The following is a 13,961-nucleotide window of genomic DNA, read 5'->3' as shown; positions in this document are numbered from 1 at the left end:
CCGTCGAAGGGTAGACGATCGGGATTGCATCCATATTTCCAGGCAGTCGCGTCGAGGTGAACACTTATTTCAAACGTACAAATCAAAATGACAGTTAACTGATGTATAAGTCTACTTCATAGATCACTACCATTCGAAAAAACATTGAGAATAAACTTATAAGAATTTGATTATTAACACCTCATCCCCGCCCCTTCTCCTACCAGGAGAAGGGAGTAACAGACCTCTCCTTTCAGGAAAGGTTCGCCCCTTACGATGTCGCATTCACACTTCTTTATTTATAATGTAAACTACTATTTTAGCTTTAGGTAAATTACATATCACTACAAGTTAAAAGCTAATCCAATGCCAGCAACCCAGACCGTAGATCAATTCCTGCAAGAACTTGAGCATCCCATGAAAGATTTAATTCTGGACATAAGGAATTTCATCAAAGACTCTGATAATCAATTAGATGAACACATTAAATGGAATGCACCCAGCTTCTGCCTTCAGGATACTGATATCATTACCATGAAGCTTTTCCCTCCCAAACGCATACAGGTCATATTTCATCGTGGGGCCAAAGTCAAAGCCCAACCAGAAAACAAACTCATCAATGATGAAAGCGGCATTTTGAAATGGGCAACTAACGACAGAGCCATTGCCACCTTCAACAATCAGAGTGAATTTGATGATCAAAAAGCTGCCTTCGCTCACATCATTGCTCAATGGATTAAAGTGGCTGTTTGATAATACAATGTAATCATTACCTACTTAACACTCATCCGGTCATCTCGGCGAAGGAGAGATCTATTCATTTAACCGCTACCTTCCGGACAGGTACCATCTAATTCATAGATTTTTCACTATCGTTCAAAATGACAGTCTGTGCTATAGAAAATAGCGTAGAAACCTCATCCCCGACCCTTCTCCTATCAGGAGAAGGGAGTAAAGCCTTCTCCTATCAGGAGAAGGGAGCAAAAGCCCTCTCCTTGAGGAGAGGGTTGGGTGAGGTGAATAAACACCCTCCTCTCATTACACATCTTTCAATGAAAAATCGTAATTTAAGTAAGCTACTTAATCAAAATTTATCGCCTCATGAAAAAATTGCTACTACTCTTCTTCGGATTTACACTCATAATGAGCTGCTCACCTAAAAAAGAATCAAACCCTGATAAAGACATGGACACCACCGCTGTAGCAACTGACTCAGATAAAAAGTGGTGGAAAGAAGGCATTGTATATCAAATTTATCCCAGAAGCTTTAAGGATACAGATGGTGATGGTGTGGGTGATCTGAAGGGTATTATTCAAAAGCTTGACTATATTAAAAGCTTAGGAGTAGACATGGTGTGGCTGAACCCTATTTATGCTTCGCCTAATGATGACAATGGCTATGACATCAGTGATTATCGCGCCATAATGAATGAGTTCGGCACCATGGCCGATTTTGATACCATGCTGCAGGGCATGCATGACAGAGATATAAAGCTGGTCATGGACCTGGTGGTCAATCACAGTAGTGATGAACATGAGTGGTTCAAACAGTCAAGAAGTTCGAGAGACAATCCTTACAGAGACTATTACCACTGGTGGCCCGCAGAAAAGGGAACTCCCACCCCACGCTGGAGCTTTTTTGATGTGAATAGCGATGCCTGGCTCTACGATTCATTAACGGAAGCCTATTACCTGCATTATTTCTCCAGAAAACAACCTGATCTGAACTGGGAAAATCCGAAAGTCCGCAATGAGGTCTATGACATTATGAAGTTCTGGCTAGACAAAGGAATAGATGGCTTCAGGTTGGATGCTTTTCAATTTGCCTCTAAAGACACTTTGTTTCCTGAGTTTCCGAAAGGATATGAGAAAGATATCATTAAATACTACGGCATGGGGCCGCACCTACATGAATATTTGCAGGAGATGAACAAGGAAGTGATTAGCAAATACGATATTATGACAGTGGCTGAAGGGGCTGGTTCTACCTTTCAAGATGCCATTGACCTGGTGGCTCCCGATCGCCATGAACTGAATATGGTTTATCATTTTGAAGGCATGGATGTTGGCAACAGCCTGGATGGCTATGATCTGAAAGACTTCAAAAAAGTTTACACCAGTTGGGACAGCGTTTTACAGAACAATGGATGGAATTCTATTTTCCTGGCCAATCATGATGTGCCACGTATGGTCAGCAAGTTTGGTAATGACAGTCCGGAGTTTAGAGCGGCCTCTTCTAAAATGCTCACCACCTTCATCATGTCTATGAGAGGTACGCCTTATTACTATTATGGTGATGAACTCGGCATGACCAACATTGATTTTAATGACATTAAACAGTATAAAGACATCAGCGCCATCAACAGCTATGCTGCTGCCAAAGAAAGAGGTGATGATATGAATATGTTTATGAAAAAACTCAATTTTCTGTCCCGCGACAATGCCAGAACTCCCATGCAATGGAATGCATCAGAAAACGCAGGATTCACTAGAGGAACACCATGGCTTGCCGTAAACCCTAACTATACCACCATCAACGTAGACGCAGAAGATAAGGACCCCAATAGCTGTTTAAACTACTTCAGAAAAATGACCCAACTCAGAAAGTCAAACCCCATCCTCATCTATGGTGATTATAAACTATTGTACCCTGACAACGAGCAAGTCTATGCTTACGAAAGATCGTTAGATGGTGAAGCGGTTCTGGTGCTGCTCAATTTCTCCGACCAGGGAGCAACACTGAACCTACCTTATGAGATTGATGCTCAAAACATTATGATCAATAATATGGCAGATTTGAATTTAAGCGGAAATGAATTGACATTAGAGCCGTATCAGGCGGTTATTGTACGCAAGTGATTAAACCCATTCCCCGGCCCTTCTCGCAAGTAGAGAAGGGTCTTAATTCTCCACGTAAAAAGATATTATTGTAACACCCAAATGAGGTCAAACGTGTAATGATGCCTCTTTTAGTGCTTCAATATCCAATTTCTTCATTTTAGAAAGAGCAAGTAAGGCCGCCTGGGCTCTCGCCGGATCTGAGTGTGAAAGGAAATCTGACATATCCTTGTAATTCACTTGCCAGGTGACCCCAAACTTATCAACCAGCCAACCGCATTGATGTGTTACCGGGTCACTACTTTCAGAAAGACGAGTCCAATAATAGTCTATTTCCTCCTGATTATCACAGTTAATCATAAACGAAACCGCTTTATTAAATGGAATATTCGGGTTGGAATTTATGGCTACGAAGTGATAACCTAATAAATAAAAATCCACTGAAAGAACATCTCCCTCTTTCCATCCTGATTCCTCAAAGCCTTTCGAATAATGAGAGATTTTTTCTATGCTGGAATCTTTAAATATGGAAGTATAAAAGCCTGCTGCTTCCGTAGCGTTTCCATTAAACCAAAGACATGTTGATATTTTATTCAGGGTGGCCATCTTTTCTTTATTTCAAAAATGGTGATAAAATAAATTTATATCAACCATGAATCCCGTCACTTTGAAGGGGGTAATGCGAAGAATATCACCTCATCCCCGGCCCTTCTCCTCAAGGAGAAGGGAGTAAAGCCCTCTCCTTGAGGAGAAGGTGGGTGAGGTGACAATAAGATTTAAAACGAGCAAGTGTGTATATCGCCTGCAGAAACCAGTCATCTCAACGCAGAAGAGATCTATTCACTTTGTGGCTTACTCACAGCGGGCATGAATCTAATTCATAGATTTTTCACTATCGTTCAAAATGACAATGGAATAGATAGTTAAAGAATCACCTCATCCCCAGCCCTTCTCCTCAAGGAGAAGGGAATAAGAGCCCTCTCCTTGAGGAGAGGGTTGGGTGAGGTGACACAATTAGGTTTGCAACGCCCCTACCTCCTAAAATTCACCCCCTGAAAAAAATATTTCTATTTTTGTGTGATTTATCTCCACCCTCATAAACTAATCAGGTGTAATTGATCAATTAGAATGCGCAGTAAAGACGAGTTTGTACGATTGATAAAGGAAAATGAGGGGATCATATTCAAAATTTCCAGGGTATACGCTTCTGATGAGGACGATCAAAAGGATCTGTATCAGGAAATTGTATATCAACTATGGAAGTCATTTGAATCATTTAGGGAAGAATCTAAAGTATCCACCTGGATGTATCGAGTGGCCTTGAACACCTCCATTTCCCATCTCAACCGGAGAAATAGAAAAGAAAAACATCATGTACCCATAGACCTGGACTTGCATATAGTGTATGATGAAAAAGACACTGTAATGGAAGAAAGGGTGAACATGCTCTATGCCCAAATAAAGCAGTTGAGCGTGGTTGAAAAAGGTATTATTCTACTTTTTCTGGAAGGTAAAAACTATGATGAGATCGCTGCTATTACCGGTTTTACCAGTAGTAACGTAGGTACTCGTCTTTCAAGAATTAAACAAAAATTAAAGTCCCAGATTAAAAACAGCTAGCCATGGAACTTGAAGAAATGAAAGCACTTTGGGGACAGATGAGCCTCGAGTTAGAAAATCAAAAAAAACTCACCAATCAAATGATTCTTGATATGACAAAGGAGAAATATAAAAACAGGTTTAGAACCATCAATAAATATGAAACTATTGCATCGGTAATCACCTTTAGCATAGCCATTTACGTTGTAGCCAACTTCCAGCAGCTGGATAATTGGTACCTGGCCACCAGCGGTCTTATTACCATTGCCTACCTGACCATATTACCCACCATGGTATTACTGTCACTGCGAGACATCCGTAGCGTAGAAATCGGTAAGAGCAATTATAAAGACACCATTTTCAACTTCACTAAGGCCAGAAAAAGAGTACTTGGCATACAAAAAGCAGGTGTTTACATGAACTGGTTCTTTATGATGCCGATAATTTTAGTGTCCAGCAAGTTACTTAGCAATAAAGACCTTATGGAGATTAGTTTAAAAGTATGGTGGTGTATCCCAATATTTTTAGTGGCTCTGATAATATTTTCGAAATGGGGTTATAATCATTATGTAAAAATCACTTCCTCTGCGGAGAATATTTTGAAAGAATTAGAAGGTTAAACTATTCTAATATTGATTATAACTTCTAGATTTGAATTTCGGCATTAATTTCTATTAACCTCTATAATGAATAAAGCAACTTATTTCCTCGGACTAACATTCATAACCGTACTCCTTTCAACATCTTGTTTAAAAGCGCAGAAAAATTATATTCCTGGGAGCATAGTGTTAAATAGTGGAGAATCTACTAACGGTTATATTAATTACAGAAATTGGAAGATTAACCCAAAGATCATCAAGTTCAAAAAATCTTTAGCCCCAAATACTGAAGAGGAAACATATAAACCCTTTGAAATCGAAGGCTTTAATGTGAATAATGAGAAATATCTGAGTGCGATCGTAGAAACAGAAACTTCGTCATCCACTTTCAACAAAGGTTTTGAAAATTCGCCACAGATTAATATTGATAAGGACACCACCTTTATACTACAGTTATTAAAAGGCGAGAAGAACCTATTTGTCAATGTTACAGAACAAGGCAAAGAAAATTTCTACATTGGTAATGATAAAAATCCAGAATTACTGATTTACAAAAAGTACTACGATAAGGAAAAGATCAAAGAAAATAAAAAATTTATAGGTCAGCTAAAATTATACCTCAACACCTGTAAAGAAATAGATTCCAAACTCAACAATACAGCATACCGACAAAATAGTTTATTCAATCTATTTGAAGAATTTTACCAAAAGTGTTCTGACACTCAACCTTCTTACTCGCCAGATAAAAAAGGTAAAACTTTACAATTTGGGTTAATTGGTGGTTTAAGTAGCACAAATATTGTCTTTAAAGATGGTAAAACAGATGTTTTATCATCTAACTCCCAATATTTGGAAAAGACAAATTTTCCAGCTTCCTTAGACGTAACCGGCGGATTATATTTAGAAATTATTCTCCCTCGCAATAGAGGCAAATGGTCAATTAACAATGAGTTGATTTACTCCAAATATGAAACTGATGGGGAATATACTGATTTCAATAATGAGAACGATTACAGTCATACCTATTCATACTTTGGAGGTTCTTATATACATTTAAAGAACATGTTAAGGTATAACTATATTATAAACAATTGGAAACTAATGTTCAACATGGGTGTAATCAATGGTTTTCTTTTAAGTGAGGAAAATTTCAAAATTGAGACATCAGAATTCTATGGAACGAGCAGAATAAAACAAGAAGAAATCCTCGAAGCAACAAATTATGAAGCAGGTTGGTTGGCTGGTGTGGGCCTAAAACGTGATCGCCTCTCTGTTCAATATAGATACGAAAGTGGATCTGGCTTATCTAATGGTACAGGATTAAATGCTGCAATGCACAAATCTTTTATTGTTCTCGCATTTGATATATTAAAAAGCAATTGAATTCTCTAACAACATATCTTTTAACTCATTATTAAATGCTATATATTTAAGTAAATTAAACATATAGCTTCTAAGTGAAAATCATAAACTTTAAATCATCAAAATTATTTCCTCGGCAATTTCAATTCGCAGGTCTTCTATTTATAATAGTTGGCATAAGCCTAATTGCTCAAAATTATATATTAATGCCGCTTTTAATATTAATTGGAGTATTGATGATCATCACGGAAAAAGGCTTTCAATTCAACCTGGATGCAAACAAGTATAGAGAGTATTACGATATTGCCGGACTTAAATTAGGAAGCTGGGAAAAGTATCATTCTGCACAAAAGATATATGTAAACTCTGCCATGATGAGCCAAAGAATTTACAGCAGGGTAAGTGCTTCAAGCACTTTCACTAACCAGGTATTTAATGCCTATTTAAAGTTGGATGATGACAATAAACTTCATCTGAAAGGCATGAAAAACAAAGAAAAACTTCTGAAGAAACTAGAGCCTCTTTGTAATGCGTTTGGCTTGGAGGTGGTGGATAATACTAATGGCTAAGCTATAATTCAAGGTTAAAAACTAGCAATTTAAAGCATACAACACATAATGTTTAAATTCAAAACAGCTTTCTCGGTTGTTATTTTCATATTCTTAGTTGTGGCACTTGGTGCATTCCTATTTTTTATAATTACGGAATCCTGGTTTTTGATGAATAACTCTAAAGAAGCCAAGGCAGTCATTTATAAAGAGGAATATTATAAATACAAAGTGCAGCGAGACTCCTATAATTACCATGCGAAATTTAAGAGACCTTATGACGTGGATTCTAGCAGTTTTCATGTAGGCACCCTTGGTGATAGAACCTATAAAACTGGAGATATCAATCCTCTATAATGACGAAGATGTGGTTTTAAATAAATGGTATAGCATATTTACCGGCAGCTTAGTCAGTGCAATTTTCATTTTGGCACTCTTGTTCTTTCTTTTCATGAACTACCTTCAACAAATTGCGGATAGACAGAAAAGAGGCTGACATCTTGATTTGATCCAATCAGAACAAATCCGACATCCCCAATGTCGGATTTGTTTTAGTCCGTGTCGTATATCTTGTATCCTTTGTCGTTTTCCTTCTATCGAAAAGGCTTTATCTCAGTCTACCTTTGTATTAACAAATTCAGAACAACCTAAGCTGAGTGGGTCTTACTTTCAGGAGATTTATAAGTAAAATCTATGTAATCTCGGCTTTCTTATAAGTTCTAATTGCTTCGCAGATAGGGTGTCAGGGCCATTATTTCCAACCCGAAATAATGGCCAGACATGTATTCATTAATCTATTTATAATTTAAAATTTATTAAAATGAAAACTCTATCTACTAGAATCAAAAACCTCTATAACCCTTTCATTTACAGCAGTCATGGTTTGCAAAAAATGTTGCTAACCTCCGCTATTACTATTCTTATGCTAACTGCTATGAGCATCAGCTCTGAAGCACAGATGAGAATAAAAAGATATGCCAATCTGGGTAATGAAGTAGATTATAACACGGGCTTCGATGCTAATGCTTGGGAGGCAGGAGTCATCGGATTTCAGATTTTAAGCGCTGATGTACAGGAAAATAACACCGGAGATTTTTTGAAGGTATTTATGTACGTTAAAAATGAAGAATGGCACTTAAAAGCTAATCTCAGAAGTCATAAGAATCATGAAACTTGGTATGCTGATGTGATATTTATACCAAAAGGAATGGCAAATTTCGATTCCAAATTTGGAGTTGGCACCAATAGTCCCGAACAGAGGCTGCATGTAAATGGTAACATTCTTATGGCCGCCAATCATAATTTAATGACTAAGGGACACCTTAACATCCATGCCAACATTGAAGGAGCTGATGACGGTGGAGATATCCGATTCAAGTCATTTGATCAGGTTCATATGTTAATGAAGGAAAACGGTAATTTTGGCATTGGCATAATGCAGCCTTCAGAAAAACTACATGTGAATGGCAACATCCGAGTAGCAGATAATTCAAGTATTTTTGGTTTGAACAAACTTGAAGGCTATCAAGGTCTTATGTTTTCGGCTAGTGATGACTCAGGTGTTAATATGGTGATCAGCGAAGATGGAGATGTTGGAATAGGCACTGCAGTTCCTAATGCCAAACTTCATGTAAATGGCGATATTTTCGTTGAAAATGGCCATCATCTAATGTCAAACGGAGCTATAAATTTCACTGCTGATTCGGCAAACAATAACAAAAACATCTTCATGTTTAAGACAGGTAATCAAAACCTCATGTCGATCACCAAAGAAGGAAATTTAGGTGTAGGAACTACTAATGTAGCACACAAACTCCATGTAAATGGCGATGCCTACGCCACCTCGTTCGTCACTTCAGCTGCCAGCTTTCCTGACTATGTTTTTGAAGAAAATTATGAAGTAATGTCTCTTTCAGATATGGAACAGTTTGTGAAAAGCTACCATCATCTGCCTAATATGCCATCAGAGCAAGAGGTGGTAACTAATGGTTTATCATTAAACACTGTAGCCATTCAGTCTGTAGAAAATATAGAGACCATTTACCTTCACCTGATCAGGTTAGAAAAAGAGCTTCAAAGCTTAAAAGAAGAGAACAAAGAGCTTCAGAAAGCTTTAAGCCAAATTAAATAAACCATAAAACAAGTATATTATGCTTACAAGAATATATTACTATCTATTCTTTGCATGCGCTTGTGTATGGTTTGCCACTGATGCAAACGCGCAAAGCAGTGCTTTGAATTTTAAAGAACCAGATTTTAGAAACCTGCCATTGGGTTCCTACCTCTCAGGAGTTTATCGGATCCAAGAAAACAGGGAAAACGGATTATACCTAAAACATGCTGCCAATGGTGAAGCAACACTAGATACACTGGACCCAAGTGATGAAAGCTTCTATTTCTGGATAGTTGAAAATAGGTTTAATGGATACTTCCATCTATTCAGCACCACGCAAAGGGGTCATAGCCTAATTATAAACCGTGATGGATCTTCTTACTTTCAAAATGAGCTGGATACTTTGAACAATAAGCTCCTGTTAAGAATGAGCTCACAAGGCCCCTCATCTACTGAAGAAGATAAGCAAAATGGCATTATAGCTCAAGGATACATCACCAGTCTTACAAATCCTGACATTGATAATGACTGTCATTGCAATATATTGAAGCTATCTGAAAATGGTGAGCACAGTTTTAAGATAAGGGAAGCAGATTTTCCATTCGAACTATATTTCCCCATCTCTTTTGAGAAAGCTGAACCTCTGGATAATGTAAACCACGGTACTATTCTAGAAGACACCGTGAATCTTTTCACACGCATTACGCAGCAGGCAAATGGTAAACAAAACAACTTTGTGTCATCACTATTTTTTGTAGGTGACTTTGGCACTAATGATTTTAAAATAACCATAGAACCAGGCACTGAGGGAACCATAGGCTTTGTAGATTATACACGGCATGATTTCAAAAGTGAAGTATTTAAAAACGCAAGACCAAAAGTGGGATTGCGAATAAAAGATGGAAACATTTCGCTGGTATTTGGTGCCGGAGGACAAGAGCTACCCAGATCAGGAGAGGTAATTTTTGGCGATGAAATTCAAACTGATTTTCTAGTGAATGAACCTATCACTTTTGGTTTTGAAGGTCAAAAATTTTTAGTGGCCACACAAGGAGAAAGTACATATAAACTAGCACTCAATGATCCTTCGGAGTTCTATATGAACCAATCCATATCACAATATGCAAGAATGCTGACCAGTCTGAGCAGTGGTGCTGTACAGCTATCCTACACATTAAAAAACGGACTGGTGAACATGAGAGATGATTTTGGATCTGATGATGGCAGTAACTATCGTTCATCTGACGCCTTTTTCCCTCACGCACCTGAAGGTGAAATAGTTAACACCTTCGATTGGACCCAGACCAAATGGCCAATCAGGTATCAGGATAATGGTGTGCAAACAGACGAAGTATTTAGCCCTTTCTACCAGAGCGGCACCTTTTATAATAGTATATCTGCCCGATATAATAGCTCAAATGGTCAATATATGGGCGGCGAGGACTTTTCTAATCAGGAAGGCTGGGAGCTAATAAAGGCTGATTTGGGGTATAATGCCAATGGTACCGTGCGGCCCCAAGCACCGCTACTCCCCTATGTGATGCTATATGACCGTGTGGCGGGAATTATAAGAGTAATGGCGTACACCAAAAATGAAGGAGAAGCCAACCAGCTCATTTTGAGCCTAAGTACTAACAACAGTGAGGGCTATAAACCCAAAATGTGGGGTGGAATGGCACAATTTGCTTCACTAGACAAAGTAGTAACAAGTGCTTTTAGCCAGCCCATTACATTTTATAGCTCATCAGGCAGGCAATGGTATTTTGCTGATTTCCATACAGAGTTTGACCCGTGTGTTTGTTTTTTTGAATCTAATTTCAGCTTATCTATTTATAAAGAAACCAGAGGTGACCTCTCTATTATTGGCAAACTTTCAGGAGGAAGTCTGCCTGCCGGCACAGAGGAATATGATCAGTGGGCAGATCATAGAGAAGACTATCTAATGGGCGTGATGGATAATGACTATAGTGGCTTGGAGAATAGCCTTGGCACCACAGTATTCAACCAGTATGATCAATATGACATGAGGGACTACTCTGACGATATTAATGGAATATTGGTAGGAAGTGACGTTCAAGATTGGGAAAAAGAAGCCGCTAAACTAGAATGGGAAGGCACCAAACAACAAGGAAATGCACAAATAAAAGGTGGTAGGTTTATGATTGCTGAAGGCTCCGCTACCATAGCTGAGGGTGTGGCAACTATGGTACCTACAACCTTTTATGCAGACTGGGGCAAAGATGCCGCGGTAGGTGGGGCCATAGTAGCTCAAGGAATAGCTCAAATAGGTCAGGGTGCCAGCGCCATAGTTGAAGGCAAAGGCACCTTGAAAATTGCTAGTGCTCAAAAGCTATATTATGATGACATAAAAGACAGAACCAAGTATGATGATCAGGATATAAACCTGACTGCACCACCACCACGCCCACATGTGATTTTTGGTGATCTTGCCCTAAAAGGCACCTTGACCATACAAACACAAATGCTCAGAGATGGTGATGGTATTATTGTGACTCCTGGCGGCAAAAATCCTTGTACAGGGCCTGGTTGCGAATGGTATAACAATGGTACCCTCGGAGCCACACCACTGTATGATAAACCTCTAGGTAACTATAACCTACTTAATCAGCCAAAATTTGGGATAGCAATAGTTAGTAATGGTGATGAACACAAGGCTTATCTACGCATTAAAGAAAAGCCATATTTTGTCCATAATAACTCAGCACGAGGAAAAATAGAAGACATTCTATCGATAAACTTGAGCGTAGAAACTTATATTGATTCCGCTAATTATCAGAGTACCGGTGTGTATACCTCAGATAGGGGCTACACCACACTGATCGGTGTAAATGGCGCTGAAGGTCTTATTGCTGAACATGATATTTCAGATCTTATAGACTGGAAAACTATAGAAGCTAATATAGGAGGCCTAGATGGCAACATCACTGACGAAGAAATAGCTGACCAACTTTCAAAATGGATTAATGTTTCATATAGAGTAACATCGCTGACTATGAGTTCATTAATAGCCAGAAACCTAAGTAGGTCCTTTGCAAATTCCAATATGATTTATGGGGGTGAATCAGTGTTTGCCTATGAAACCAGTAATGCTCCCTCCTATCAATTAGTAGAAAAAGTCACGGAATTAGCAGAAACAGATGAAGTTCTATCTACCTACAATTTCAGTGATCATCCGATTTTCGGAGATGAGTATAACATTTATTATACTGATTTTAGTCAGCAGAGTGGTTCTCAATATAGTGCTATGAACAGTTACTGCAGTGGTTTAAATCCCAATAATAGTTCAGCAAGAATTATGGAAGATGCAGGTCAATTAACCAATCAGGCTATCGATAACAATGGACTACTTATTTATCCTAATCCATCGGCTTCAGTAGTTAACTTTAAGCTCGATACAGATCTTGAAGGCGAGGTGCTAATTTCCTTATATGATATATGGGGCAAAAAGCTCATAGAAAGTAAAGACCAGGTCTTTAGCGGATTTCATTTGGAAGGGCGCATTAATATATCCTCCTTGAAATCAGGTATTTATATTTTAAAAATAGAACTGCCAGATGGCACTTCCAATAGCCGAAGAATAATTAGAAAATAGTTTTAAAATACAGAAAAGACGTTCCTCAGTGGAACGTCTTTTTAATTTCTTGGGCTTTAAATAGAGAACCAACTAATCATAGACAGTTACTATCTCTCCCAATTTCCCCCATTTCCCTTCATCCTTTCTTAAAAACACATATTCTTCTCCGCCACATAATCCATCACAATGCAAAGTTACATGAACCACGGCCAAGCTCGCATCGGTGTTAAATAAAGGCGTATTAATTTGATAGTAGGACGGACCATTCCACATGGTTGAATTACGGATAAATGGCAGATAATCAGCTGCTACTAACCCTACTCCCTGTAACTTATCTGTTTTCAAAAAGTAATTTCCACATTTTGATTTATTATTGATCAGGTCTCTACTGAATTTGTGGAATATTTCTAGATTAGGTCTATCAACAAAAAATTCCTTTTTTGTCAGGATATCATAGTCATGTAAATCAGGAACTAACACTCCAGCGATCATCAATTTGCCAGAATTAGGAGCTTCAATACTATCAAGATCTATAAAGCGCTTTATGAATGAATAAATACTGTCAGGGGCTTCAGTAGTCGGTTTTTCATGTAAAACCACACTATCCAGAACCAAATGATGATCCTCTTCTTGCTGCTCTCTCTTCTTAATGGAGCAGCTTAGCAAAAAAAGGACTATACATAGACAAGCTAAATAATTAAATCTCCTCATCACTCAATCTGCACATATATCTGTTCTCAAAATGTATTTCGGACCTTTAAATAGATAGTTAAAATGTATCCAGCTTTATAGTTAGCCGCTAATTCCATAATCAAACCTTAAATTCAGACCAAATCCTATTCCGGCCTAACCATAAACCAAAGAATAACATAACAGGGCCGATGATTAAATAAACAATATTGAAATCCATCACACCTCTTATACTAGTCCAAATCCCAAAAAACACCAATAATACACAGGCAAATAAATTCCTGTCAAGAATTGATGCCAGTATAATCCATAGAATCACTTTTTTATTGAATTCCTTGAAATTACGAGAGTATCTTTCGGCATCCTGTCTTATCAATGCTATTTCTTCCCGAAAAGCTTGAGATTCAGATCTATTAGAGGTATTTTCTGTATCATATTCTTCTCTGGACTTATCCGCTCTCAGAATGGCGAATGCCTCATATAATTCTATGAATGCATCCTTGGTATCCGCTTTAGATTGATCTGGATGCAGTTGCAATGCCTTCATCCTAAATTGCCTTTTTATTTCATCAACAGAAGCGTTTGAATCTATCTCTAATATTCTATAATAATCCTTCATATTAAAGTCCTAAAAAAGA

The 13,961-nt window shown here is 38.1% G+C and carries 12 protein-coding genes; 9 read left to right on the top strand and 3 right to left on the bottom strand.

Annotated elements, in window-relative coordinates:
- Positions 1-345 precede the first annotated feature (345 nt).
- Both LVD16_RS15140 and LVD16_RS15135 read left to right on the top strand, forming a co-directional pair.
- Entirely contained in the window at positions 346-732 is a 387-nt protein-coding gene (locus tag LVD16_RS15140) for a DUF1801 domain-containing protein (RefSeq protein WP_233769112.1), read from the top strand.
- A 348-nt stretch (positions 733-1,080) separates the two neighbouring features.
- On the top strand, positions 1,081-2,838 hold the full coding sequence (locus tag LVD16_RS15135) for a glycoside hydrolase family 13 protein (RefSeq protein ID WP_233769111.1): 1,758 nt from the start codon (positions 1,081-1,083) through the stop codon (positions 2,836-2,838).
- Between the two features lie 87 nt (positions 2,839-2,925).
- On the opposite strand, the gene LVD16_RS15130 is transcribed toward LVD16_RS15135, so the two are convergent.
- Complete coding sequence (locus LVD16_RS15130; RefSeq protein WP_233769110.1) at positions 2,926-3,423, bottom strand: VOC family protein; 498 nt, start codon at positions 3,421-3,423, stop codon at positions 2,926-2,928.
- 522 nt (positions 3,424-3,945) lie between these two features.
- Between LVD16_RS15130 and LVD16_RS15125 the strand changes: the two genes are divergently transcribed.
- The 7 genes from LVD16_RS15125 to LVD16_RS15095 all read left to right on the top strand — a co-directional run bounded on the left by LVD16_RS15125 (position 3,946) and on the right by LVD16_RS15095 (position 12,651).
- A complete protein-coding gene (locus tag LVD16_RS15125; RefSeq protein WP_233769109.1) occupies positions 3,946-4,437 on the top strand; it encodes an RNA polymerase sigma factor in 492 nt (163 codons plus the stop codon).
- Between the two features lie 2 nt (positions 4,438-4,439).
- Entirely contained in the window at positions 4,440-5,036 is a 597-nt protein-coding gene (locus LVD16_RS15120; RefSeq protein ID WP_233769108.1) for a hypothetical protein, read from the top strand.
- A gap of 66 nt (positions 5,037-5,102) precedes the next feature.
- Positions 5,103-6,398 carry a porin family protein gene (locus tag LVD16_RS15115; protein ID WP_233769107.1) on the top strand — a complete coding sequence of 432 codons (1,296 nt, stop codon included), beginning with the start codon at positions 5,103-5,105 and terminating at the stop codon, positions 6,396-6,398.
- A 185-nt stretch (positions 6,399-6,583) separates the two neighbouring features.
- A complete protein-coding gene (locus tag LVD16_RS15110; protein WP_233769106.1) occupies positions 6,584-6,946 on the top strand; it encodes a hypothetical protein in 363 nt (120 codons plus the stop codon).
- A 150-nt stretch (positions 6,947-7,096) separates the two neighbouring features.
- Positions 7,097-7,282 (top strand): hypothetical protein, encoded by a 186-nt coding sequence (locus LVD16_RS15105; RefSeq protein WP_233769105.1) that lies wholly within the window; start codon positions 7,097-7,099, stop codon positions 7,280-7,282.
- 463 nt (positions 7,283-7,745) lie between these two features.
- On the top strand, positions 7,746-9,056 hold the full coding sequence (locus LVD16_RS15100) for a hypothetical protein (RefSeq protein WP_233769104.1): 1,311 nt from the start codon (positions 7,746-7,748) through the stop codon (positions 9,054-9,056).
- 19 nt (positions 9,057-9,075) lie between these two features.
- Positions 9,076-12,651 carry a T9SS type A sorting domain-containing protein gene (locus LVD16_RS15095; RefSeq protein WP_233769103.1) on the top strand — a complete coding sequence of 1,192 codons (3,576 nt, stop codon included), beginning with the start codon at positions 9,076-9,078 and terminating at the stop codon, positions 12,649-12,651.
- A 72-nt stretch (positions 12,652-12,723) separates the two neighbouring features.
- Here LVD16_RS15095 and LVD16_RS15090 read toward each other — a convergent pair whose 3' ends face one another.
- Positions 12,724-13,344 (bottom strand): hypothetical protein, encoded by a 621-nt coding sequence (locus LVD16_RS15090; protein ID WP_233769102.1) that lies wholly within the window; start codon positions 13,342-13,344, stop codon positions 12,724-12,726.
- Between the two features lie 100 nt (positions 13,345-13,444).
- Complete coding sequence (locus tag LVD16_RS15085; RefSeq protein WP_233769101.1) at positions 13,445-13,942, bottom strand: J domain-containing protein; 498 nt, start codon at positions 13,940-13,942, stop codon at positions 13,445-13,447.
- Between the last annotated feature and the right edge of the window lie 19 nt (positions 13,943-13,961).

Origin of the sequence: Fulvivirga ligni, assembly GCF_021389935.1 — a bacterium.
Classification (GTDB): Bacteria; Bacteroidota; Bacteroidia; order Cytophagales; family Cyclobacteriaceae; genus Fulvivirga; species Fulvivirga ligni.
Note: the sequence above shows the minus strand (reverse complement) of the source record. Positions and strands in the feature narration are given on the sequence as shown.

Coding starts and splice junctions, on each gene's coding strand:
- LVD16_RS15105 (WP_233769105.1), top strand. CDS start 7,097: ATGAATAACTCTAAAGAAGCCAAGGCAGTCATTTATAAAGAGGAATAT.
- LVD16_RS15140 (WP_233769112.1), top strand. CDS start 346: ATGCCAGCAACCCAGACCGTAGATCAATTCCTGCAAGAACTTGAGCAT.
- LVD16_RS15115 (WP_233769107.1), top strand. CDS start 5,103: ATGAATAAAGCAACTTATTTCCTCGGACTAACATTCATAACCGTACTC.
- LVD16_RS15095 (WP_233769103.1), top strand. CDS start 9,076: ATGCTTACAAGAATATATTACTATCTATTCTTTGCATGCGCTTGTGTA.
- LVD16_RS15085 (WP_233769101.1), bottom strand. CDS start 13,942: ATGAAGGATTATTATAGAATATTAGAGATAGATTCAAACGCTTCTGTT.
- LVD16_RS15135 (WP_233769111.1), top strand. CDS start 1,081: ATGAAAAAATTGCTACTACTCTTCTTCGGATTTACACTCATAATGAGC.
- LVD16_RS15130 (WP_233769110.1), bottom strand. CDS start 3,423: ATGGCCACCCTGAATAAAATATCAACATGTCTTTGGTTTAATGGAAAC.
- LVD16_RS15120 (WP_233769108.1), top strand. CDS start 4,440: ATGGAACTTGAAGAAATGAAAGCACTTTGGGGACAGATGAGCCTCGAG.
- LVD16_RS15125 (WP_233769109.1), top strand. CDS start 3,946: ATGCGCAGTAAAGACGAGTTTGTACGATTGATAAAGGAAAATGAGGGG.
- LVD16_RS15090 (WP_233769102.1), bottom strand. CDS start 13,344: ATGAGGAGATTTAATTATTTAGCTTGTCTATGTATAGTCCTTTTTTTG.
- LVD16_RS15100 (WP_233769104.1), top strand. CDS start 7,746: ATGAAAACTCTATCTACTAGAATCAAAAACCTCTATAACCCTTTCATT.
- LVD16_RS15110 (WP_233769106.1), top strand. CDS start 6,584: ATGCCGCTTTTAATATTAATTGGAGTATTGATGATCATCACGGAAAAA.